The sequence below is a fragment of the Pseudomonas sp. HS-18 genome, assembly GCF_020401845.1.
Taxonomy (GTDB): domain Bacteria; phylum Pseudomonadota; class Gammaproteobacteria; order Pseudomonadales; family Pseudomonadaceae; genus Pseudomonas; species Pseudomonas nitroreducens.
On record NZ_CP084413.1, the window covers coordinates 3814370 to 3837363 of the forward strand.

Annotated in this window: 24 protein-coding genes and 1 pseudogene; 14 read left to right on the forward strand and 11 right to left on the reverse strand. The window is 65.2% G+C overall.

Annotated elements, in window-relative coordinates; genetic code table 11:
• Positions 1-104: 104 nt before the first annotated feature.
• Complete coding sequence (locus tag LDJ84_RS17660; RefSeq protein WP_084357150.1) at positions 105-590, forward strand: GFA family protein; 486 nt, start codon at positions 105-107, stop codon at positions 588-590.
• A 3-nt stretch (positions 591-593) separates the two neighbouring features.
• Here the strand turns inward: LDJ84_RS17660 and LDJ84_RS17665 are convergent, their stop codons facing one another.
• Positions 594-809: a DUF1127 domain-containing protein gene (locus LDJ84_RS17665; protein WP_226045138.1), complete on the reverse strand. Its 216-nt coding sequence runs from the start codon at positions 807-809 to the stop codon at positions 594-596.
• 99 nt (positions 810-908) lie between these two features.
• Here LDJ84_RS17665 and LDJ84_RS17670 point away from each other — a divergent pair, with 99 nt between their 5' ends.
• Complete coding sequence (locus LDJ84_RS17670) at positions 909-2417, forward strand: winged helix-turn-helix domain-containing tetratricopeptide repeat protein (protein WP_226045139.1); 1509 nt, start codon at positions 909-911, stop codon at positions 2415-2417.
• A gap of 104 nt (positions 2418-2521) precedes the next feature.
• A complete protein-coding gene (locus tag LDJ84_RS17675; protein ID WP_226045140.1) occupies positions 2522-3511 on the forward strand; it encodes an AraC family transcriptional regulator in 990 nt (329 codons plus the stop codon).
• A 204-nt stretch (positions 3512-3715) separates the two neighbouring features.
• Here the strand turns inward: LDJ84_RS17675 and LDJ84_RS17680 are convergent, their stop codons facing one another.
• Both LDJ84_RS17680 and LDJ84_RS17685 read right to left on the reverse strand, forming a co-directional pair.
• Complete coding sequence (locus LDJ84_RS17680; RefSeq protein ID WP_226045141.1) at positions 3716-5638, reverse strand: tyrosine-protein phosphatase; 1923 nt, start codon at positions 5636-5638, stop codon at positions 3716-3718.
• Between the two features lie 138 nt (positions 5639-5776).
• Positions 5777-6169 carry a GFA family protein gene (locus tag LDJ84_RS17685; RefSeq protein WP_024763804.1) on the reverse strand — a complete coding sequence of 131 codons (393 nt, stop codon included), beginning with the start codon at positions 6167-6169 and terminating at the stop codon, positions 5777-5779.
• 277 nt (positions 6170-6446) lie between these two features.
• On the opposite strand from LDJ84_RS17685, the gene LDJ84_RS17690 reads away from it, so the two are divergent.
• Positions 6447-7658 (forward strand): MFS transporter, encoded by a 1212-nt coding sequence (locus LDJ84_RS17690; protein ID WP_065085655.1) that lies wholly within the window; start codon positions 6447-6449, stop codon positions 7656-7658.
• Between the two features lie 36 nt (positions 7659-7694).
• On the opposite strand, the gene LDJ84_RS17695 is transcribed toward LDJ84_RS17690, so the two are convergent.
• Complete coding sequence (locus LDJ84_RS17695; RefSeq protein ID WP_084357156.1) at positions 7695-8186, reverse strand: DinB family protein; 492 nt, start codon at positions 8184-8186, stop codon at positions 7695-7697.
• Between the two features lie 106 nt (positions 8187-8292).
• Here LDJ84_RS17695 and LDJ84_RS17700 point away from each other — a divergent pair, with 106 nt between their 5' ends.
• Positions 8293-9135 carry a LysR family transcriptional regulator gene (locus LDJ84_RS17700; protein ID WP_226045142.1) on the forward strand — a complete coding sequence of 281 codons (843 nt, stop codon included), beginning with the start codon at positions 8293-8295 and terminating at the stop codon, positions 9133-9135.
• A 3-nt stretch (positions 9136-9138) separates the two neighbouring features.
• Here LDJ84_RS17700 and LDJ84_RS30730 read toward each other — a convergent pair whose 3' ends face one another.
• The 4 genes and pseudogenes from LDJ84_RS30730 to LDJ84_RS17715 form a co-directional block, all read right to left on the reverse strand.
• The gene (locus LDJ84_RS30730; protein WP_255302883.1) at positions 9139-9264 is read right to left on the reverse strand and encodes a hypothetical protein; all 126 of its coding nucleotides are present in this window, start codon (positions 9262-9264) and stop codon (positions 9139-9141) included.
• A 100-nt stretch (positions 9265-9364) separates the two neighbouring features.
• A complete protein-coding gene (locus tag LDJ84_RS17705; RefSeq protein WP_084357158.1) occupies positions 9365-10288 on the reverse strand; it encodes a 2-hydroxyacid dehydrogenase in 924 nt (307 codons plus the stop codon).
• Positions 10289-10407: 119 nt separating this feature from the next.
• Positions 10408-11189 (reverse strand): annotated as a pseudogene (locus LDJ84_RS17710) (GlxA family transcriptional regulator); the annotation flags it as partial.
• Between the two features lie 143 nt (positions 11190-11332).
• Positions 11333-12844, reverse strand: a complete 1512-nt coding sequence (locus LDJ84_RS17715; protein WP_226045143.1) for a 2Fe-2S iron-sulfur cluster-binding protein — start codon at positions 12842-12844, stop codon at positions 11333-11335.
• Between the two features lie 137 nt (positions 12845-12981).
• On the opposite strand from LDJ84_RS17715, the gene LDJ84_RS17720 reads away from it, so the two are divergent.
• From LDJ84_RS17720 to LDJ84_RS17755, 8 genes are all read left to right on the forward strand, one after another.
• Positions 12982-13395 carry a DUF1924 domain-containing protein gene (locus LDJ84_RS17720; RefSeq protein ID WP_226045144.1) on the forward strand — a complete coding sequence of 138 codons (414 nt, stop codon included), beginning with the start codon at positions 12982-12984 and terminating at the stop codon, positions 13393-13395.
• Between the two features lie 14 nt (positions 13396-13409).
• Complete coding sequence (locus tag LDJ84_RS17725) at positions 13410-14252, forward strand: diheme cytochrome c (protein WP_226045145.1); 843 nt, start codon at positions 13410-13412, stop codon at positions 14250-14252.
• Positions 14253-14624: 372 nt separating this feature from the next.
• The gene (locus LDJ84_RS17730; RefSeq protein ID WP_226045146.1) at positions 14625-15533 is read left to right on the forward strand and encodes an alpha/beta fold hydrolase; all 909 of its coding nucleotides are present in this window, start codon (positions 14625-14627) and stop codon (positions 15531-15533) included.
• 225 nt (positions 15534-15758) lie between these two features.
• A complete protein-coding gene (locus tag LDJ84_RS17735) occupies positions 15759-16346 on the forward strand; it encodes a hypothetical protein (protein ID WP_037008977.1) in 588 nt (195 codons plus the stop codon).
• Positions 16343-16738 (forward strand): hypothetical protein, encoded by a 396-nt coding sequence (locus LDJ84_RS17740; RefSeq protein ID WP_024763794.1) that lies wholly within the window; start codon positions 16343-16345, stop codon positions 16736-16738. Before LDJ84_RS17735 ends, LDJ84_RS17740 begins: the two co-directional genes overlap by 4 nt.
• Before the next feature lie 34 nt (positions 16739-16772).
• On the forward strand, positions 16773-17072 hold the full coding sequence (locus tag LDJ84_RS17745) for a hypothetical protein (RefSeq protein WP_226045147.1): 300 nt from the start codon (positions 16773-16775) through the stop codon (positions 17070-17072).
• Between the two features lie 94 nt (positions 17073-17166).
• A complete protein-coding gene (locus LDJ84_RS17750) occupies positions 17167-17685 on the forward strand; it encodes a hypothetical protein (protein ID WP_226045148.1) in 519 nt (172 codons plus the stop codon).
• A 112-nt stretch (positions 17686-17797) separates the two neighbouring features.
• Complete coding sequence (locus LDJ84_RS17755; RefSeq protein ID WP_226045149.1) at positions 17798-18274, forward strand: hypothetical protein; 477 nt, start codon at positions 17798-17800, stop codon at positions 18272-18274.
• A 46-nt stretch (positions 18275-18320) separates the two neighbouring features.
• Here the strand turns inward: LDJ84_RS17755 and LDJ84_RS17760 are convergent, their stop codons facing one another.
• Complete coding sequence (locus tag LDJ84_RS17760) at positions 18321-19247, reverse strand: cation diffusion facilitator family transporter (protein ID WP_226045150.1); 927 nt, start codon at positions 19245-19247, stop codon at positions 18321-18323.
• A 191-nt stretch (positions 19248-19438) separates the two neighbouring features.
• A complete protein-coding gene (locus LDJ84_RS17765; protein ID WP_024763789.1) occupies positions 19439-20338 on the reverse strand; it encodes a LysR family transcriptional regulator in 900 nt (299 codons plus the stop codon).
• A 105-nt stretch (positions 20339-20443) separates the two neighbouring features.
• Between LDJ84_RS17765 and LDJ84_RS17770 the strand changes: the two genes are divergently transcribed.
• Positions 20444-21418 (forward strand): DMT family transporter, encoded by a 975-nt coding sequence (locus tag LDJ84_RS17770; protein WP_024763788.1) that lies wholly within the window; start codon positions 20444-20446, stop codon positions 21416-21418.
• 88 nt (positions 21419-21506) lie between these two features.
• Here LDJ84_RS17770 and LDJ84_RS17775 read toward each other — a convergent pair whose 3' ends face one another.
• Positions 21507-22994, reverse strand: a complete 1488-nt coding sequence (locus LDJ84_RS17775; protein WP_037006866.1) for a TolC family protein — start codon at positions 22992-22994, stop codon at positions 21507-21509.

Genomic DNA, 22994 nt, shown 5'->3' on the forward strand with positions numbered 1-22994 from the left:
GCTAGTCTACTGCACGGGGCATGGCCAGTCCCGCTGGAGCGATCCGATGGAATCCCTGGCGCGCCCGCGAGTCCCTGCTCAGGTAGCCCTGATGGAGAGAAGCCATGCTGCTCGAAGGTTCCTGCCACTGCGGCGCCGTGCACTTCAGCCTGCACAGCGCCCATCCCTACCCTTACCAGCGCTGCTACTGTTCGATCTGCCGCAAGACCCAGGGCGGTGGTGGCTACGCGATCAACCTCGGCGGCGAGGCCGCCAGCCTCAGGGTGCGCGGGCGCAAGCACATCAGCATCTACCACGCGAAGCTCCGCGAGGAAGGCCAGCGCACGCGTACCAGTGGCGCCGAACGGCACTTCTGCAGCCTGTGCGGCAGCGGCCTGTGGCTGTACGACGCGCGATGGCCGGAGCTGATCCACCCCTTCGCCTCCGCCATCGACACCCCGCTGCCCGTGCCCCCCGAACACACCCACCTGCTGCTGCGCTCGAAGGCCAGTTGGGTCGAAGTGCAGGCCACGCCGCATGACCTGCAATTCGACGATTACCCGCAGGAGTCCATCGCCCAATGGCACGAACGGCTGGGCGTGGAAAAGTAAGGGTCACGCCCGCCAGAACGGCTTGGCGATCTCCGTCGCCACCTGGCGCCGAGTCAGGCCGATGTCCTCGATCAGGTGCGGATTGGCCCTGGCCATCATGGCAAGTTGCTGGCGAAGCCGGGCGCGGGCCTGCCAGAGCGCCAGCAGTTCGGGCACGGCCGACGGGCCGAAGTGCCCGGACGGAGCTTCCGACAGCAGCAGACGGGGAGTATCGTTCATGACAGCCTCCATGGACCTCATGGGTCAAGCATGGAGAGCACCCGGCAAGCCGTCCTTAAGAGACGCCAAACACTTCCAAAAACTTGCAAAGGGGGCGGCATGCAGCAATCGCGTCTGGCTTTCGGCCCCTTCGTGCTCGATGGCACCCGTGGCACGCTCAAGCGCAACGACGTTCCCGTGGCCGTCGGATTCCGTGCGCTGAACCTGCTGAGCGCCCTGCTCCAGCGGCCGGGTGAAATCCTCGGCAAGGCCGAGCTGATGGACGCCGCCTGGCCGGGCCAGGTGGTCGAGGAAGGCAACCTCACGGTGCAGATCGCCCAGTTGCGCAAGGTGCTGGGCGAGGCCCCCGACGGCAGCTCCTGGATCACCACGGTGCCCCGCGTCGGCTACCGCTTCAGCGCAAGCGTGGAACCCCTGGCCGAGGCGTCGCGTGCTCCGCTGGCGTTGCCGGATGAGCCTTCGATTGCCGTGCTGCCCTTCGTCAACGGCAGCCCCGATGCCGAGCAGGACTATTTCGTCGACGGCCTGACCGAGGATCTGACCACCGAACTGTCGAGGGCTTCCGGCCTGTTCGTGATCGCTCGCACTTCGGCCTTCGCCTACAAGGGCAAGGCCATGGACGTGCGCGAGATCGCCCGCCAACTGGGCGTGCGCTACCTGCTCCAGGGCAGCGCGCGCCGCGCCGATGCCCGCGTGCGGATCAACGCCCAGCTGGTGGATGCGCTCAGTGGCGAACAACTCTGGGCGGAACGCTTCGACCGCGAACTGGAGGCCGTCTTCGCCGTGCAGGACGAAGTCGCCGGGCACATCGTCCGGGCCCTGCTCGGCCATCTGCGCACGCCCCTGCCGCGCAATCGCCCGAGGAACATCGAGGCCTACGAACTGTGCGTGCGCGCCCGCCAGCTGATGGACGACTCGCCACTGGCCGCGCGCGAAGCACACCTGATGCTCAGCCGCGCCATCGCCCTCGATCCGCAGTACGCCGAGGCGCGCCGCTGGCTGGCGATGAATCACTGGATGGGCTGGATACACAGCGGCGGCCCCACCCAGGCTGAGCGCGGCGCGGCACTGCAGCGGGCGCGCGAGGCCGTGGCCATCGACCCCAATGACGCCGGCTGCCGCTGGAGCCTGGCCTACCTGCTGACGTACGAACGGCAGTACGCCGAAGCCGACCGGGAGTTCCAGCACGCCATCGAGCTCGATCCGAACGATGCGGACGCCTGGGCGGCGCTGTCCGACGTCACGGTACTGGCCGGGCGTATCGACGAAGGCCTGGAGCACATCCGCCGGGCCTTTCGCCTCAACCCCTTCCCCGCCGGCTGGTACTACCTGACCCTCGGCCAGGCACAGTACGCCGCGCGCGATTACCAGGGCGCCATCCAGACCCTGCGCCGCGACGAAACCTACCGCAGCAGCTCGCGGCGCTTCCTCGCCGCCAGCCTCGCGCAACTTGGCCGGCTGGACGAGGCCCGCGCGGAAACCGAATTCTTCCTGGTGGGCAATCCAAACTTCACCATCCGCCACTGGGTAGAGACCGAACCCCTGCGTGACGCGGCAGTGCGCGAACATTTCGTCGAAGGCTTCCGCCTGGCCAGGCTACCGGAGTAGGCAGCCCATCACGCAATTGTCATCTGCGCCGTTCAGCATGGGCGCTCATGTATCGCCCGCCGAACTCCGGCGGTGCGCTCGTCGCCAGCGCCAGATGACGGACCATGACGGTAGACACGAGCACCTCCCGCAAGCAGTTCCTGATCCGTTCCGAGAACATGACCGCCGACGATTTCGGCGAGCTGTACACGCGGATGTTCGGCAGCCTCTATTCGGGGATGCCGCGGCCCGAAAAGCCCATCGCCATCGGCGGCGTCTATGGCCGCTACGAAGGCTTGAGCTTCCGCCGCCTGAGCTTTCGCGGCGACCTGCTGACCGAGATGCCGGACCTCGACGACGAGATCACCTTCATCTTTCCCAGCGCCGGGCGCGTGGTCTTCAACCAGTCCGACGAAACCATCGGTACACCGCGCGTCGGCCTCGCCATCGAGAAGGCCTCGGTGCGTTCGGTCGGTTTCATCGATGGCCACGCACACCACGGCCTGTCGGTGCGCCGCTCGCTGTTCGCGCGCCGGCTGGCAACGCTGCTGGGCCGGCCGATCAGCCACAAGGTGCGCTTCCAGCCGCGGGTCGACCTGCGCAACGAGGCCTTCCAGGGCATCAAGGCGATCGTCGCCATGGCCACCGGCAACGAGTTCGACCTGCTGATCAATTCCAGCGCGCTGATGCCGGCACGCCTGCAGGAAATGCTGGTGGATTCGGTGCTGGAAATCTGGCCGCACAACTACAGCGACGCGCTCAGGCGCCCCGCGCCGCAGATCGCGCCGCGCCACGTGAAACTGGCCATGGACTACATCCAGGAGCATCCGGACGCCCTGATCAGCGGCAGCGACCTGGCCGAGCTGACCAACGTCAGCCTGCGCGCCCTGCAGGAAGGCTTCCGCCGCTTCGTCGGCAGCTCCATCGTCGCCTACCAGCGCGAGGTGCGCCTGCAGCGCGCCTACGACGCGCTGCAGCAGGACGGTTCGCAATCGGTCAGCGAGATTTCCCTGGCCCTGGGCTTCAGCAACGTCGGGCGCTTCTGCCAGTACTTCCAGAGCGCCTACGGCATGAGCCCGGCGGACCTGCGCAGGAACCTGTCGACGCCTGCCTAGGGAAGCCACCGGCTCTGTTCGCGACGCCTGCTCCGTTTCCAGAGGAAAACTCTGGGCCACCCGGGGGCGTAGGGCGCATAACCCGGAACGGGTTATCCGCCGCCCTGGCGGATAACGCCGTGGGCGTTATGCGCCCTACGTGTTGGAAAGCGAAACGGCCCGCCGCGTTGGACGCGACGGGCCGCTTACCTAGGCCGCCACCGATCAGAACTGGTAGCTGGCCTTCAGGCTGCCACTGGCGCCGTGGCTGCCGCTGCCGCCCAGTGCGCCGACTTCGGCGCCGACGCTGAAGTCGCCCTGGCTGGCGGTCAGGCTGAACGCTCCGTTGAACTGGTCACGGTTGTCGAAGGCGGCACGCTGGGAAACGTCCAGGCCCAGCAGGTGGCCTTCGCTATCGACCTTGTAGTCGCCCAACGCGTGGTCGTAGCCGACCTCCAGGCCCGGCACCATCTGCCAGCCACTGCCCAGGGCCACCGGGGCGAACGAGGCCTTGAGGTTGGCGTAGACGCTGCGGCGGTTCTCGCTGATATCGTTGACGTCCAGCGCCAGCTCACTGCCTTTTTCCTGGAAGCCATCCAGGTCCAGGTGGCTGTAGCGCAGACCGATGCTCGGCTCCAGGGTCACGGTGGACACCGCCGTGCGGTAGCCCAGCGCGACGCTGGCGCCGCTCAGGTTGCCGCTGGTGTCGCCCTTGGCTTTGCCCAGGCCGCCACCGATATCGCGTTTGCTGTCGTAGTCGAGCCAGCCATAGCTCAAGTCGGCGTCGACGAACAGGCCCTGATCCAGGCCATCGAGGGCGAGGCGCGCACCGCCACGGACAAAGGTCAGGTCGGTGTCGACATCACCGCCGCTCCCCCCGACGCGACCCTTGCTGTAGCCGAAGCCCGCATTGCCACTGAGCTGCTCGGAAAAGCGCTGGGTGACGCCGACCATCAGGCCCTGGGTGTGTTCGTTGCTGCTTTCGGCGTTGGAGGTCGCGGAGTTGCCCTGATAGCCGGCCAGCGCCGTGGTCCACAGGCGGGTCTGCCCGGTCTTCAGGTCGACGCCGCTGGCGTAGGGCGCGGCAGCGCGGTCGATCAGCGCATCCTGGCGCAGCAGGTAGCTGGCTGCGTCGGCGTGCACCTGGCCGCCGACGGTGGACTCCACACCACCGAGCGTGCCGGCATCGATGGCCGACTGCAGATAGTAGTTGTACGCGGTGTAGGCACCGGAGAGGCTGCTGTTCTGCAGTTGGGTCAGCAGCTGCGCGCCCGCGGCGGCGTTGCCCGAGAGGCCAAGAGTACCCGGCAGGCTGTTGTAGTAGACCATCTTGCCGCGCAGCACGTAGAGGGTTTCCTGGGACAGACCGAGGCCCTCCTTGAGGTAGTTGTCCATGCTGCCGTACCGGGCGGTGACTTCGTCCAGGCCCGCCTGCAGGTAGCTGGCCTGCACGCCGATCAGCGGCGCGTAGATGGCCGCCATGCTGGCCGGCATCATCGCCAGGGTCGCCTTGATGCGGGCGGCAGTGTAGTCGTTGGTGGCCAGGTAGTTTTCCATGATGGTCTGGCTGTCCACCCCGGCGATGCTCAGCAGCACGGCGGCGGTCCAGCCGGTGCGGTCCTTGCCGGCGGTGCAGTGGAACAGCGCGGCACCGTCGGCGCCGGCCAGTTCGTTGAAGAGCACGGTGAACTGGCTGCGCATGCCGGCGTCGCTGACGAAGGCGCGGTTGGTTTCCTCCATCATGGCCACGGCCTGGGCCGCGCTGGTGAAGGAGATATTGGTAATGTTGGCGCCCGAGGTGGTGCTGCCGATGATGTCGATGTTCTGGTAAACCGCCCCGGCCGGCAGGGTGTCCGGCGTGGCAGCCGCCTCGACGGGCGTGCGCAGGTCGTAGACGTTGCTGATGCCCAGGCTGTTCAGCACCGCCAGGTCGGTGCCCCTGGGGGTCAGTGCGTTGGAGCGGTAGAACACGCCCGAGCGCATCACGCCGTCGTGGAGCGTGGTGTATGCGGTGGTGGTGCCGGCGATGTCGCGGAAGTTGTCGATGCCGGTCAGGCGCGGGGTATCCAGGCGGTTGGCCTCGGCCGCATTGGCGCAGGCGATGGACAGGCTGAGCAAGGACAGGGAAAGCAGAGCACGATGGAACACGGTGTAGCCTCTTTGAGCTTGGTTGGCGGGGCTACTATCGGGGGCCTTCGGGGCTCGAATGTGACAAGTCGGCGCCCATGAAAAATGGGCGCGCGATTGGTCCGTGGACTGCGTTTTCTGTCCGTGAGCGGCGCTTTTCTAGTCTTCGTGCCGGTCGGATGACTCGCGGTCGCGCTCATAACGGTGACGCATCGCGAAGTCCGGCAGCCAGGCTTCGCGGCGGCAGGTCCACAGCTCATAGGTGGGCTGGAACTGGTCCGGCGCATCCAGCGCGCCAAGGGCCACCTCGATCTCGCCGGGACTGCGGCCGAATACCGATGAACCGCAGCGTGGGCAGAAAACACGCCCGGCGTATTCCCGCGCTTCGCCGTCGATGCGCACGGCATCTTCGGGGAAGATCGCCGAGGCATTGAACAGCGCACCATGGTGCTTGCGGCAGTCCAGGCAATGACAGATGCCTACCCGGTAAGGTTGCTCGATGGCTTCGATACGCAGGTTGCCGCACAGGCAACCGCCAGTGATCTTGCCCATATTGCACCTCCTCATGGAACTGAGCGGGGTTTCCCCTCGCCTGACCTAGCTGCAGAGAGGGGTGTCGCCTGTTGACCTTTTCAGGCCGGTATACGGACCTGCCAACCGACGCGCGGCAGTGCTCGAGGATGGTCGCCGCCGACCGATTTGGCCGTTTCGCGATATTCGTCGTCCGGATCGCGTGAGACAGCTTCCAGCAGCGCGCCTAGCATAGACCACCCAATTCGAAGAACCCGGCGCCCCGCCCGCGCGCCCTACCTTGCTGCCCCGGAGTCCCATGTCTACCACTGCTTCCCCCCTGGCCACGCCGACCGTGGCCAGCCAGGCCAGCCCGCTGGTGATGCGCGTGATCGGCGCCTGCGCCCTCGCCCACCTGACCAACGACCTGATCCAGGCCGTGCTGCCGTCGATCTATCCGGTGCTCAAGGCCAACTATGGCCTGAGCTTCACCCAGGTCGGCCTGATCACCCTGACCTTCCAGCTGACTGCCTCGCTGCTGCAACCCTGGGTCGGCTACCACACCGACCGCCACCCCAAGCCCTGGCTGGCGCCGCTGGGCAGCGTCTGCACGCTGATCGGCATCCTCATGCTGGCCTTCGTTGGCAGCTTCCACGCCATCCTGCTGGCGTCGGCGCTGGTGGGCATCGGCTCCTCGACCTTCCACCCGGAAACCTCGCGCATCGCGCGGCTGGCCTCCGGCGGGCGCTACGGGCTGGCGCAGTCCACCTTCCAGGTCGGCGGCAACGCCGGCAGCGCCTTCGGCCCCTTGCTGGCCGCAGCCATCATCATTCCGTACGGCCAGGGCCACGTGGCGTACTTCGGCTTGTTCGCGGTGTTCCTCGTCGGCGTGCTCTGGGGCCTGAGCCGCTGGTACCGCAACCACCTAAGTCTGTTCAAGCTAAAGGCCGGCGGCGTGGCTACCCATGGTCTGTCCAAGGGGCGGGTGAGCGCTTCGCTGGTGGTACTGGCGCTGCTGGTGTTCTCCAAGTACTTCTACATGGCCAGCTTCACCAGCTACTACACCTTCTACCTGATCGAGAAGTTCGACCTCTCGGTGGCCAGCTCGCAGCTCTACCTGTTCGGCTTCCTCGGCGCGGTGGCCGCCGGCACCTTCTTCGGCGGCCCGGTGGGCGACCGCATCGGCCGCAAGGCGGTGATCTGGTTCTCCATCCTCGGCGTCGCGCCCTTCACCCTGGCGCTGCCCTACGTCGACCTGTTCTGGACCAGCGTGCTGAGCCTGGTGATCGGCTTCATTCTCGCGTCGGCCTTCTCCGCCATCGTGGTCTACGCCCAGGAACTGGTACCGGGCAACGTCGGCATGATCGCCGGGGTGTTCTTCGGCCTGATGTTCGGCTTCGGTGGCATCGGCGCGGCGTTCCTCGGTCACCTGGCCGACATCCACGGCATCGAGTACGTCTACACGCTGTGCTCGTTCCTGCCGCTGATGGGCTGCATCACTATCCTGCTGCCATCCACCAAAAAAGCCTGAGGCACCAAGCCTGGCGAACCAGGTGCGCCGGCTGGATCAGCCCTTCCGGCGCTCCGGTTCGGTCGCGTGCACGAACACCGTGTAGGTGTCAGCCGGGTGCGCCACGCCGGCCTGGTCCAGCGCGCGGGCAATGGAGCCGCGGTGGTAGGTCGCGTGGTTGAGGATGTGGAAGAACATCTCCTCGCGGGTCAGGCTGCCGCTACGGCCGTCGGTGAAGCGGAAGCGAATGACTTCGCGCCCCTGCTCCGGGGTCAGCGCGGCGAGCTGCTCGACGTACCACTGGCCGGAGGTCAGCAGGCGCTCGCGCAGCTCGTCGTAACCGGGCACCACCTGGGTATTGGTGGCCGGGTGCGGGTCCGCTTCGCCCTTCAGCCGTGCGCGGAACAGGTCCTCGACGATGGCCATGTGGTTGAGTTGCTGGAGCGCGAAGGCATGCTCCTCGGGGAAGCGCCCGGCGTCGATCTGGGCGATGGCGTCCAGCGCCCGAAGGTCCGACCAGCACTTGTAGGCGAAAGCCTGGGTCAGCATCGCGATTCCTCGTCAGTGGCGAAGGCGGCACTGTAGCGCATCCGGGGCTTGGGTTGTGCCGGCCCAGCTGCCAGACTGGCGATAGCCCCAAGGACGATTCGCTGCCATGAAAACCCCCGATATAGAAGCCATCCGCGCCTTCCTGCTGGTCGCCGACCTGAAGAGCTTCACCCGCGCCGCCGAGGTCGCCGGCACCACCCAGGCGGCGATCAGCCTGAAGATCAAGCGCCTGGAAGAATCCCTCGGCCGCGCCCTGCTGGAGCGCACACCGCGCCGCGTCACCCTGTCCGCCCAGGGCTCGGTGTTCATTGCCAGCGCCCGCCGCCTGCTGCAGAGCTACGACGACACCTTGCGCTGCTTCGACGCGCCGCGCCGTACCCTGCGCATCGGCGTAAGCCATCACATCCTCGGGGCGGACCTGAGCCACTGGCTCCAGCGTCTGGCGCAAGCCGATCCGGAGGTGATCGTGGCCTTCAGCCTGGGCACTTCGCGGCAGATGCTGGAGAGCTACGAGGAAGGCGCGCTGGATATCGCACTGATCCTGCGCCACGACAACCGCCGCCAGGACGGCGAGGTGATCGGCAGCGAACGCTTCGGCTGGATGGCCGCCGAGTGGTTCGAACTGGACGATGGCGCACCACTGCCACTGGCGATCCAGCCGGCGCCCTGCGGCATGCGCAGCATGGTCAGCAGCGCGCTGCAGGGGCAGAACCGCAACTGGCGCGAAGCCTTTGTCGGCTCGGGAATTCTGGCCATCGGTGCAGCGGTGTCGGCCGGCATCGGCATTGGCGCCATGGTCGAGCGCATGGCGCCGGCGAGCTGCGTCGATGTGCGCGAGCGCTTCGGCCTGCCTGAGTTGCCACCCCGCGACGTGGTGCTCTATTGCGCCCATCGCGACGCCCAGACACGCGCGCTGATCGGCGCACTGAGCCCGGCCATCACTGCCTGAGCCTCAGTGCAGGAGCACGCCCAGCCGCGCCAGGAACAGCGCCAGGGCGACGGTCAGCGAGCCGCAGAGGGCGACGGCAGCGAAGTGGATAAAGGCGAAGTCACGAGCTTGCAGCGGCTCCTGGTCCATGAACGGCACTTCCTGAATGACGGTTGGGAGCCGCCAGTATCGAAAGTGCCGCCCACGGCAAACAGCGCACGCCGGCTATTTCAGCGATAAGCGAAACGCCTCAGTAGCCCGCCTGGCGATCCACGGTGTGCAGCAATTCGCTGCCTTGCAGATCCCGCAGGATATTCTTCGCCACCACCGCCGCGCCGCCTTCCACCTGCATGGTGCTGGCGATGTGCGGAGTGACCCACACCCGCGCGTGCGACCACAGCGGATGCCCTTCGGGCAGCGGCTCCTGCTGGAATACGTCGAGAATCGCCGCGCCGACCTGCCCCGCGTCCAGTGCCGCGACCAGGTCGGCCTCCACCACATGTTCGCCGCGGCCGACGTTGATCAGTCCGGCGCCCCTGGGCAGTTGCGCCAGCGTCTCGCGGTTGAGGATGCCGCGGGTGCTGTCGGTCAGCGGCAGCAGGTTGACCAGGATGTCGCACTGGGAGAGGAAGCTTGCGAGCTCCCCGGGGCCGGTGTAGGTCTTCACGCCGTCCAGCTCGCGGGCTGAACGGTTCCAGCCCAGCAGCTGGAACTTCAGGTGACGCAGTTGGGCCAGGCATGCCTGGCCCAACTGGCCGAGGCCCATCACGCCGACCCGGCTGTTCGACGCCGGGAGGATGCTCAGCGGCTCCCACACCTGCGCTGCCTGCGCGGCGCGGTAGGCCGGCATCTCGCGGTGCAGCGCCAGCGCCGACATCACCACGAACTCGGCCATGATGTCCGCCAGGGACTCGTCGACCATACGCACCAGCGCCACCGATTCGGGAATCTTCGCCAGGTCGAACTGGTCCACCCCGGCGCCGGCCGCAAACAGCACGCGCAGGCTGGTGTAACGCTCGATATCGGCGACTGCCTTCCAGGTCAGCAGGTAGGTGACACGCGCCGGGTCGACCGCGTCGAAGCCCTCGACGAACTCCAGGTCCGGCACCTGGGCGGCCAATAGAGCCCGCCATTTTTCCGCGTGTTCGGGTTCGGCGTTGTAAAGAAAGATCACGTCCTGTTCCTCACTCTTGTTCTCTGCACGTCCGGCCAGTTAACCAGCCGACCTGCGCGAGGAACACCATCGACAAGGCACTGCGGGCACGCAGACTGACTCGTCGGGCGCCTGCGTGATTTGGCGGAACGCACGCAACCGAAGCGCATTTCCTTCGACGGCGAATGGCCGAAGAACGAGGTGTGGCACTTGCTGAAATGGCTGGGCGAAACGAAGCCGCAGGCCAACGCCACCTCCACCAGCGACAGATCCGAATGCTGCAGCAGGCGGCGGCTTTCCGTGATGCGCAGCTCCAGGTAATGGCGCACCGGCGAGGTGCCCAGCGGCTCCGTGAACAGGCGCTCCAGCTGGCGCTTGCAACGCCCTACGCACTCGGAAAGCTGATCCGTGCTCAGCGGCTCCTCGATGTTCGCGCTCATCAGGTTGAGCACGTCGCGCAGCGGCTGGGCCATCTTCTCGTGCCGTGCCGGGCGGGTGCGGCGGTCACGCGATTGCTCGAAGACGAGGATATCGACGATGTCCTCCACCAGCTCGCGCCCGTGCAGGTTGTGGATCCACTCCAGCACCAGGTTGAAGGCACCGGTCGGGCTGCCGCGGTGAGGCGATTGCGGTCGAGGATATAGCTCTCGGCGGTGAGCACGCTGTTGCGCGCAACCTCTGTCAACGAAGCGCGATTTTCCGGGTGCACCGCGCATTGGTGCCCATCCAGCAGGCCAGCCTTGCCGAGGAACCAGGCGCCATTCCACAGGCCAGCCAGAGCGATACCGCGCTCGTCGGCGAGCTGCAGCAGTCGGCTGAGGCCGGGCGTGTCCTTGAGCGGCGTGCGCAGGCCGCCGCAAACCAACAGCAGATCCATGTCCAGGTAACTGCCTTCCAGCCCCGCCGCCGGACAGATCACCATCTCCTTCACCGCCAGACGCATCAATCGGAGCGCGCATATCCGTTTCGGGCCGAAAGCGGCCCCTGGCAAGGAGCCGTTCCCCCACTGCGGACACCATCACCTCCACATCACCCACGGGATGAACGGTGCCTCCCATTGGGTAATCAAAACCGCACCCGAACCGAATCTCCACGGACCTCCGCCTGGCACGCCAAGGTCCAGCCCCGCCTGATCTCATCATCATTCAATACGTCGTTATTGCGCATGTGCACCGCGCCGTCCTCGACTCTGCAACGGCATGCTCCACACAGGCCAGTACGACATCCACTGGGCGGATGGAGGCCTGCGCGCTCCAGGCTTTCCAACAATACTTCACCCGCATGACCGTCGGCCTGGAGAGACTGCCCATTCAGTTCGACCTGGATGCCATGTGTCACCTCACCCGCTGGTGGGAGCACCTGGCAGTGGCCACTGAAGCTCTCGCTGTGGATTCGATGGGGCGGAGCCCCGAGTTCCTGGAGGCATTCGGTGGCCAGGTCCATGAAGTCGGCGCCGCCACAGATGAATACTTCTTCATCCGACCATGGAGCCAGGAGCTGCAACAGTTCCTGCCTTCCTGCCCGGCCGCGCTCGTCGGTGTAGCGGTTCTGCAGGGTAAATCGCCCTGTGTACTGGTTCTGCAGGGCTAACAGTGGGGCAGCAAAAATGGTGGAGGCCGGAGACTGATTCAGGTAGACCAGTCGAACACGGCCACTCCCATTTTTCAGCAGGTCACGCAGTATCGAATACACCGGGGTAATGCCGCTGCCAGCCGCTATCAGCAGGACACTCCCTGCTCTGCTGGGGCAAACGAAACCGCCCATGGGCGCCTTCGCCCGAAAAGTCATGCCCACCCTCTGTCCGTCCAGGAGCCAGTTGGAAGCCCGGCCACCTGGAACCCGCTTCACAGTGATCCGCAGGCAATCGTCCAGCCCTGGTGTGCTGGATAGCGAGTAGCACCGCCACAATGGCAGCTCGTCACAGGGCACCTGGATCTGAAGGTACTGGCCCGGTCGATAGCCCGGCAGCGATCGGCCTGCACTGGCTGGGACCAGTTCGAAGGAGCGGCTATCTGCGGTTTCAACCTGGACAGCCCGAACCCGTAGCGCGATCTGATCACTGGGCGCCTTCGTCGTGCGGCGTGCCGTGAGCATCGTCCAAGCAGGCTTGCGGGCAAATAGCAGGAGGAAGCCCAAGTGGGCAACGACCAGCCCTAACGTCAGGTTGGCAAGAAGCTCATGGCTTTCTGCTGGGTCGCCGGGAAGTTTTTCAGCATCCAGAACACTTAGCCTCCAGGCGTCCGAAAGCTCCAGCGCTGCGCTCGAATTGATGAAGTCCACATTATCGATCATCAGCCAACCCAACGCCGCGCACGCCGCCAGCATAGCCAGCAGGGCCGCAGTCAGGCCCTTCCCTACGCGGAGTTTCGCAGTTGCAGTGATACGTCGAGAGACGAGCAGCCGGGGAAAACCATTTGCCGAGCCAAGCGCTGCCAGCAGACGGACACACAGCAGGGCGATAAGCCCATAGCCCAACCACACATGCAAAGTCTCAGCACGTTCGCCGCTGAGGTACACCCCCACGAAAAACGCCGCAAGCGACCAGTGATAGAGACGAAACCGGTTGTACGCGTTCATGTCATGCCCCCTTTCTAAACCTTGAAGGGTTGTAGGCGGGCATCCTTAACTATCCATGAACCGCTCTAGCACGGTATTTCAGCTTGAATTAAGAAAAAGACCATAGATTTTGTGTGGAAAATTCAGGGGGAGTACCCATGCGCCAGTCCACATTGATCACCAGCATCTTCTGTTCGTTTTTTTCCGCTCTGGCTCTGGCCGCCGATCCGGCTGCATTGCTCGACAGTTACGCCGCCCAGGCACGCCAGCAGGAGCCGAATTTCACCGGCTTTTCCGGCGAACGCGGCAAGGCTCTCTACTTCCGTGAAGAACTTCGCGACGGCAAGAACATGAGTTGCACCACTTGCCACGGACAGGACCCGCTACAACCGGGAAAAACGCTGACTTTCCGCAAGATCGAGCCATTGGCGCCGAGTATTACACCCGCTCGCTTCACCGATGCGAAGAAGGTGGAGAAGTGGTTCCGGCGAAACTGCAACGACGTATTCGGACGTGAATGCAGTGCCCAAGAAAAGGGCGATTTCGTTTCCTGGATCAGCAACCTGAAATAGCCGGAGCGACGCGCATGAACAGAAAGGGACTGCTACTGATGTTCGTTGCCACGCTGAATGTGGCTGGCTGCAATGCTGAAGACCACGGAGGGAACAAGCACGGAGGGTATAAGCGGCCCAAACAGCTGGCTGTTTCTGCAGCCGCTCCACAGCCTTGGCGCGAAGAGTGTTCGGCCTGCCATCTGGCCTATTCGCCCGGGTTACTGCCGCCGGACGCCTGGAGGGTTCAGATGAGTGACCTGAGCAACCACTACGGCAGCGACGCGAGCCTTGATCCAGACACGGAGAAAGTCATTCTCGACTTCCTCCTCCAGGCTTCAATGGCCAACCGGCTTCCGGTGGAAGGCGGAAGTCCAGGCAACCCACCACGCATCACGGAAACGCGGTGGTTCCTGAAAAAGCACGACGACATCAGCGCTTCGACCTTCAAGCGCCCTAACATCGGTAGCGCGGCGAATTGTTCCGCCTGTCATCGTGACGCCGAGAAAGGGGACTTCGATGAGGATCGGGTGAAGATTCCAAAAGCGCAGGCCCAGAGCGCCGAAGTTGCCAATTTCATACAGCAGAAGCGGCAGCCTGCGGACCATTACGCGCCTCTCGCGGCTACTGCCAAAGGTTCTGGAGCCAGCAATAGCTGCAGGGTCACTAGCCTTACCTCCAATATCCATTGCGACACTTCGCCGGGTACCCCTGGTGAGCCCGCAACCGTGATTGTCTGGACGCAGGCCGCCGACGGAACATGGACTTGCTCCTTCAGTGGCTCGAGCAATACGGGACTCGTCCCTAGGAACTGCATGATTCTGGAGTCCCGCCAAGAGAACCTGATGCCTCCGGTAATAGAAAAATCGACGCGCTAGTGCCCGCCTGCGACTCGGAAAGAGCTCTGCAATACAAGCCCAAGCGGCGCAGAGGGCCAGTAGGCTGACTGAGCAAATTGTCAGTAATGCAGAAGTCCGCTCCTGAGCAAAAGCTGCCCGTGAGAAGCGGACGCCTGCGGTCAGGCCGCGGCCCGATTGCTCGATTCAGCTCGGCACGGACGCTTCTTCTGCCCGGCTCCGGTGTTCCATGGCCACGGTCGTAACAGCCGTGAAAACGACGAATGTGTCAGCGCACAACGATCTCCCCGTTGAGGGGCTGCACCTTGAGTGACAGCGGAGCGCTGTGCCGGTCCGTGTGTCCATCGCAAACCGAACTACGCTCCTCCAGTCGACACTCCTGGAGAGATCACGATGATCCGTACCCTGCTGACCGCGTCCCTGTTGGTGACTTTGAGCGCTCCGGCCCAGGCGGGGATAGCCGCCTTCCCTTCCTCCTTTCATACCCAGGAGATCCCCGTAGAGGGTGCGACCATCCATGTGCGCGTCGGCGGAAGCGGGCCGGCGGTCGTACTGCTGCACGGGTTCGGCGACACCGGCGACATGTGGGCGCCGCTGGCCACGGACCTGGCCAAGGACCACACCGTCGTCGTGCCGGACCTTCGTGGCATGGGCTTGTCGTCGATTCCGGCCAGCGGCTACGAGAAGAAGACACAGGCCGCAGATGTGCGGGCGGTGCTGGCGTCACTGGGCATCGAGCACTCGGTGGTCATCGGCCATGACATCGGCACCATGGTGGCCTATGCCTATGCGGCGCGTTATCCGCAGCGAACCGAGCGCCTGGTGGTGATGGACGCTCCCGTCCCCGGCATCGCGCCGTGGAATGAGATCGTCCGCTCGCCGATGCTCTGGCACTTCGACTTCGGCGGCCCCGATATGGAACGGCTGGTGGCAGGGCGCGAGCGCATTTACCTGGACCGTTTCTGGAACGAGTTCGCCGGCGATCCGCACAAGGTGGACGAAGCGACCCGCCAGCACTATGCCAAGCTCTACGCCCGTCCCGGCGCGATGCATGCCGCCTTTGCCCAGTTCCGCAGCATTCGCCAGGACGCGGTGGACAACGAGGCGTCGAACAAGACGCGGCTGACGATGCCGGTGCTCGCCGTCGGCGGTGAAAAATCCTTCGGTGCCAACGAGGCCATCGTCATGCGCAATGCCGCCGACAACGTCACCGAAGTGGTGGTGCCGGGCGCCGGGCACTGGCTGATGGAAGAGGCGCCAGCCCAGACGATCCAGGCCATTCGCCAATTCATTTCGCTTTGAGATCCACGCCATGAAGGGCCCGGCATCAAGCGCCCGATGCCGGACGTTTCAGCGGCCCCAAGCCCTCCCCATCAGCGCATGGTCAACAAAGAAAGTTCGCTGCCGCTCGTCACAGAAATCCGATAGGAAGGTTGACCCTCCCCTACTGCGCCACTAGATTCCTACCCTTCTTTCGCCGGGGTGCGCTGTGCCCCGGCGAACACAACGGCAAAGGAATGTCCGCTCATGTTCAAGCCCCTCAGGCCCTGGCTGCCTGCCCTGCTGCTTTGCAGCCCGCTCGCCGCGCAAGCGGAAGGTCCCTCTGGCGATTTCTGGCTGATTCACCAGCAGGGCAGCCTCTACAAGAACGAAATCTTCGTCATCGATGGCGACCCCGCCAACATCTACGACCGCAAGAACGGCGTGCGCTCGCTGGGCGTCTATCAGTTCTACGAGGAAGGCGCCAAGCCGACCTTTACCGCTTATGACGTCGAGGTCGACTGCGCGAAGAATCGCGTGCGCCTCAACGGCGCGCAGAACTACGACAAATTCTACAACGACATCCGTCCGAAGAAGGTCTCCAAGGAATGGCAGAAGAAGCCTGAGGCGTGGATCGCCCAGAGCCGCGACTTCCTCTGCAAGCCGGATGCCCACGTCGAGCAGAAGATGTACCCGCTGGGCAAGATGCCCATGACGCAGCTGGTCTCGGCCGCTCCAGGCCTGTTCCAACTGCAGAACCGTGAGCACGCCAAGAACCTGATCCTGCAGATGGTCGACAAGGGCTTCGAGCAGATGCCGGTCAAGAACGCACCGGCCAAGGAGGGTGTGCAATGAAAGGTCTACTGGCACTCGGGATGATCGCCATCCTGCTCGGCGGCTGCTCCGCCATTCCCACCCTGCCAGAAGCGCAGGCCCGCAGCTACTGGAAGGGCCGCCCGGCCGGCGATGCCATCGACCACTTCGGTGCACCCAGCGATATTGGCCTTGCGCCGGAGAACGACTGGGTCGTGCTGATCTACCGCCGCGATACTTCCTACGTCTCGCGTGAAGCGCTCGGCACCTACACCGGCCCGCAGAACGGCCAACTGGTGCATACCGAGTACTGGGGCGACGTGGTCCACTCCGCCAGTTGTGAAATCCGTGTCGCCATCAATCGCGCCCGGCAGGTGGACTACCTGCTGACCCGCGGCAATTGCGGCGGCATCGCGCTGAGGCCGGAAGCCTGAGCCCAGGCTTCCCCATCAAGGAGGAGACGAAACCATGCCAAGCATGAACTACCTGGCGAAAGCGGCATTTCCGTTGCTCGGACTCTTGACCATCAGCTCGCAGGCTTCTGCCGAAGAGGTCAAGGTGACGGAGTTGCTGCGCAGCGGCTATGAAGTGAAGGCGGCCTACGTGGCGCCGGGGCGAGTCACCCAGATCCACTTCCTGATCCTGCAGAAAGGCACGTCGGTCTACCAGTGCGGCAGCTACGAAAGCAGCGCGCCCATGCAGCGCTACTACGACTATTCCAACACTTACTCCTGCTCGCAGATCGGGGACTGGGTGCCCAGGAACTGAACGGCTTTCACCCTCAGCCTGTGCTCCTGCGAAGGTCGGCATCCCCGATGCCGGCCGGCCCCCGCGCTCCAACCGTCACACGGATGTTTCTGCGATGAAATTGCACCTGTTACCCGCCAGCCTGTTGCTGGCCTGCGCCGTCTCCCACGCCGCCCAGCAAGCGCCTGTTCCCAAGCCCCTGGAAGAACAGGTCGGCCGCCTGGTCGAGCTGTACAAGGACAGCTTCGCCACGGGTTACCCCGAGGCCACCCGGGTGCAGACCCTGAAGGCCGGCAACGGCAGCGAGCTGACCCTGGCGGTCTTCACCGTCGAAGGCTTCGACATGGGTAACAACTACAATCAGTACCTCGCGGTCTTTGCCTCTACCCCGAACGAGGAAGGCCAGGAGCACTACAGCCTGCTGGATGCCATGCAGATCGGCGGCGGTGGCTGGCGCTCGATCGAGGCACTCAATGCCAGGCTGGTCAGCGACCCCACGGGCCAGCGCACGCTGATCGATATCCCGGTGATGGAAAACACCGACGACGATTCGCCGAACTTCCCTAGCCGCGCCGGTGTGATCCACCTGTCCCTGGAAGGCTCGCAGACGCCTCGACTGGTGGAACACAACTGACACCGCCGCAAGGTCGTACCAGGCCTGATACCAAGTCGATAACAAGCCGCGCTAAATTTCGCTGCGCGGCGGCCGCCACTGTCGGATAACCATCCTCAGCGGAAGCCTCGCCATGACCACCATCAGCGCCGTCAGCGCCACCAACGTTCGCTATTCCACTGCCTCGACTTCCTCCGCCTCGACCGTTGCGGCGAGCGGCGAAGACAGCACCACCACTGACACCACCAGCACCGGCCAGACTTCGGCAAGTGCTTCTGCACAAGGCGCGGGCGGAGCGGCAGGTGCCGGTGGCACCGCGGCAAGCAGCGGCTCGGACAGCAGCTCCGACACCACCCTGGAAAAACTCAAGCAGGCCATGGAGCAGGCGCAGAAGGAACTGGAAGAAGCCGAGCAGGAGCTTGCCAAGGCCAGCCAGGGCGGCGGCCAGACCGAGGAAGAAAAGCAGGCCCAGCAGATCGCCGCCCAGGCTGCACAGGCGCGTGTGTCGTCCGCCTCGGCGGCCGTGGCAGCGGCTACCGCCGCCTATTCGCAAGCGCTGACCGAATCCGGCAGCGGCACCAGCGGCACGTCGGTGAATACCACGGCCTGAGGCCGGCAAACCAACGGGCTGGCGCGCTCGCGTAGCCCGGTCAGGCTCAGCGGGTCCAGAGCGGGTCGGTGGTGAAGGCGATGGTCAGCCAGCGGTTCGGGCCCTCGCCGCCGATGGCCTCGCCGATCTCGTCACGCAGCCGGTCCCACTCGTCCAGGGTCTGCGCCGGCCAGCCCGGCGGGACGATGAAGTACAGCTCGATCTGCTGTGCCCGCCCGACCTTGGCGACATAGGCCTGGTACGCCAGGAAGCCGTGCTGCGCGACGATCTGCGCGGCCACCTCGTCGACGTGCTGCTTCAGCTCCGGCGGGGTGACCAGCAGGATGTCCTTGAGCGCCTGGCGAATGGTCAGGAACGGAATCGGCAGGATCACCAGGCAGATCAGCGCCAGCACCGCCGGGTCGACATACGGGCCAATCTGCGCGTAGCCGCTCACGGTCGCCAGGTCGCCGACCAGGAAGGCGATCAGCAAGGCCAGGGAAATGCTGCCGGACATCACCCAGGACTTGGCATCGAGGGCGACGAAGTCCGAGCCGATACGCCGGTTGGCGCGGAACTGCACCGCCGCCAGGGCGAAGCAGACCAGGGTAGCTACCGCCGCATAAAGAATGGCGAAGCCGAACTCCAGCGCATGTCCGCCGCTGAGGAGCCGGCCGATGGCGTTGATCAGCGCATACAGCGTCACGCCGCAGAGCAGCGTGCCGTTGAGTGCCAGCACCATCGGCTCCAGGTGCCAGAAGCCCATGTTGAAGCGTTCGGCCAGGCGCCGGCTGGCGTCGCCCTCGGTGGTGTGGCGGCGGATCAGTGTCGCCACCATCAGCGCCAGGCCGCTCATGCTGGCATCGGCCAGCGAGTAGACACCATCGAAGACGATGGAAAAGGATCCCGAAAGCAAGCCGACGACAATACCGAAACCGGCCAACAGCACGGTCACGATGATGGAAAGCCGCAGGATGCCCTGTTCTGTATTCATTGCTGGCGTGCTCCTCGCGCCTCGATGGTTGCGTCGCCGCAAGCCGGCCTGGCCGGCCCTGGCGGTTTCGCTGGGGGGGCGCGACTATACGCCAGGGGCCTGGCCACGGCCATTGGCGCACCGGCAATGTGCCCATGCAACGTCGCAAGGGGTCGGCGCCACCATGTCCTCCGGGGCAGCGCAGCCTCGACCTAGGGCGGCGTTGCCCCTTCGTTCATCAGGTAGGTCACCAATTGCCGGGCGTGGGACGACAGGGCATCCCAGTCGGCAACGCAAAGACGCAGCTCACGGGTGGCCCAGGGGTCCGCTAGGGCCACCAGCGTCGTCGGCAATTCCTGCGCCAGCCGCGTCGCGGCAGCCTCCGGCAACATGGCCACGCCCACTCGCTGGGCGACCAGTTGGGCGATGGCATCGAAGCTCGGCGCGCGCACACGCACCTTGAGCGGCAGCGCATTGCGTACCGCCATCGCCTCGACGAAGCGTTGCATGGCGCGCTCGGCCGGCAGGCAGACGAAGGGAAAGCTCAACGCGTCGCGCAGGCTGGGCAGGTGCTGGCTGGCCAACGGGTGGTCCCGCGGCACCAGCAGCACCAGCTTGTCATTGCGGAACGGCAGCGACAGCAGGTCCGCGGTGGGCAGGTTGCCGTCATACACGCCGATATCGATCGAGCCGTCCCGCACCGCGAGCAACACGTCCTTGCTGTTCTGCTCGATCAGTTGCAGGTCCACCTCCGGATAATCCGCCAGGAAGGGCCCCAGCGCAGTGGGCAGGAAGGTGCTGTTGGCGACGGTGGACGCCGCCAGGCGCAAGGTGATGCGCCGTTCACCGCCCAGTTCCTGCAGAGTGTCCTTGAGCTGCCGCGCCTCCTTCAGCACGCGCTGGCTGGCCTCCAGCACCAGGCGACCGGTCGGCGTCAACGTCATGCCGTCGCTGTGCCGGGCGAACAGGGCAAGCCCGCAGCGCTCTTCGAACTGGCGCAGGCGGTTGCTCGCCGCCGAGACCGCCACGGGCACCGAGGCCGCTGCCTTGCTCAGGCTGCCGGTGCTGGCGATGGCGGCAATCAGGCGCAGATCGGCAAGATCGAAATGCACTTTGCGTTCTCCATGGATGAAAGCAATCTTCGCCAATCCAGCATTCTAGCGGCCCAGCCTTCTCCATAGAATAATGCCTTTCCCCTGCCCTGCGTTCCCGCCGACATGAACAATCTGACTTCCCTGTACCAGCGCAGCCTGCACAATGGCGTGTTCTTCGCCGTGCTGTCCGCCACCGGCTTCAGCCTCAAGGCGGTTTTCGTCAAGCTCTCCTATGCGGCCGCGCCCGTGGATGCGATCACGGTGCTGGCCATCCGCATGGGCCTGGCGCTGCCGCTGTTCCTCTGGCTGCTGTGGTTCAGCCGGGGGCCGCAACAGGCGCGGCTCTCGCTGCCCGACGGTGTACGCATCCTGCTGCTCGGGCTGGTCGGCTATTACCTGTCGAGCCTGTTCGACTTCTACGGCCTGGAATACATCAGCGCAGGCCTGGAGCGGCTGATCCTGTTCACCTACCCGACGCTGGTCCTGCTGCTGCAGATGGCAATGACCCGCGAACGCCCGAGCTCACGCACCCTCGCAGCCATGGCCCTGTGCTACCTCGGCCTGGGCATAGCGCTGGTGCACGACATCAAGGTGGAGGGCAGCGGCGGGCAGATCCTGCTGGGCGCCATCTGGGTCTTCGCCAGCGCCGTGACCTACGCGGTGTACTACATCGGCACCGCCGCGGTGATCCAGCGTGTCGGCTCGATGCGCCTGGCCGCGCTGGCCGGCATCGCCTCGTCGGTGATGGTGCTGGGGCACTACGCGGTGACCGGCGACGCGCAGCAGTTGGCAACCCTGCCAGGCTCGGTGTGGCTCTATGGCGCCCTGATGGCACTGATCTCCACCGTGCTGCCGATCTACTGGATGGCGCTGGCCATCCAGCGCATGGGTGCCACCCACGCGGCGGCGTTCGGCAACCTGGGGCCGGTCCTCACCGTGTTCGCCTCCTGGGCGCTGCTGGGCGAGGCGATCTCGATCTACCAACTGGCCGGCCTGGCACTGGTGTTGTTCGGGGTATCGCGGTTGTCCGGAGCCAAAGCGGCTGCGCCTCAACCTGCGCCGAAACAGCAGGCCGAGGATTGCAAGGCAGCGGGTTGAGCGTATCCGCTGCCGCCCTGCGCGCGGACACCATGGCTTCGTGCAGCGGTGCGCCATTCACCTGGCGCACCGGTGCCTTACCCGCGTCTTACTGCACGTTGCCACTATCGAGCTGGTGTTCCTTCTCGGCCAGACCATTGGCCAGCGTGCTCAGCTTCGTGTCCGGAGCATTGCTGGGCAGCGGGTCGACGCCGGCCGAGGCGAACACCTGGCCGTAGCTGTTGCGCAGCTCGGCATAGGCCAGGTCGCGACGCAGGTCCGCCTGCAGGGCGTTGAGCTCGCCCTGGATCAGGTCCAGTTCACCGATGCCCTGTGCCTGGTGGCGGTTGCGCAACTGGCCGACGATCTGGTTATCCAGGCTGGCCAGCTCCTGCGTGGTGACGAACTGGCGGCGCGCCTCGTTGTAGTTGGCGTTGGCCACGTAGAGCTGCGCCAGAATGGCCATCGACATGGCTTGCCGGCGCGCCACGTTGACGTCCTCGCCCGCCTTCGCAACGTCGATGGCCGCCGGAGCGGACAGGACGTTGAAGAGGTTCCAGGTGACCTTCACGCCGTAGTCGGCCCAGCGGTTGTTGACCAGGAAGCTGTTGGAGTCGTAGTGCCCACCGGCGGAGAACTCCAGGCCCGGCAGCAGGCGCAGCATGGCCTTGCGGGTTTCCGCGGCGCTGATGCGCGCCTGGTAGTCCTGCTCGCGCAGTTCCGGGCGGCTGGCCAGGGCCTGCTGCTCCAGTTGCTCGATGCCTACCTTTAGTTCCGGCACGTCGTAACCTTCCGGCGCGGCGAGGGTCAGCTCGGTGCCCAGCGGCAGGTTGATCAGGGTGGCGAGTTCGGTTTTCGCCAGCGACAGCGCACGGCGCTGTTCTTCCAGCTGGCGGCTGGCCTCGATCAGAGCGCGCTGGTAGCCCAGTGCCTGGACCGGATCGCCAATGCGCTGCTGGCTCATCTGCTGGCTGTCCTTGCGCGCACTGTCGACCCGCGCCATCAGCGCATCGATGCGATCCAGCAGGCGTTGCGCGGCGACGGCGCGCCAATAGGCCGAGCGCACGTCCTGGATGATGGTCTGCACCACCTTGCGCCGGCGCTCCTGGACGATCAGGCGCTGGTCGGCCTGCTGCTTGGCGCTGACGTAGCTGACGCCGAAGTCCAGCACGTTCCACACCATGGTGAGGTCGGCGACATCGCGGTCACGGTCCTGCGAGGTGGAAGGTTCCAGCGACTGGGTGTTGGTCAGCACGCTCTGGCTGCTGGAGGCGCTCTGGTTGTTGCGTCCGGCGTAACCCGCTTCGAGCGCCATGCGCGGCAGCATGTCGAAGGTAGCGAGGTCGAGCTGTCGGCGCGACAGCGCCTCTTCCATCACCTTCAGGCGCGACTCGAGGTTGTACTTCACCGCGCGGGCCATGGCCTCGTGCAGGGTCAGCGGGCCGCTGAGCGGCTCCTGATCCTTGAACATCGCCTGCAGGTCGTCGCGGGCACGTTGCTCGCTGACGCTGCGGTCGATGGGTTGCGTAGTAACGGCGCAGCCCGACACGGCAAGCGCCAACAAGCTGATCCCTAGCAAAGTCGTGTGTTTTTTCAT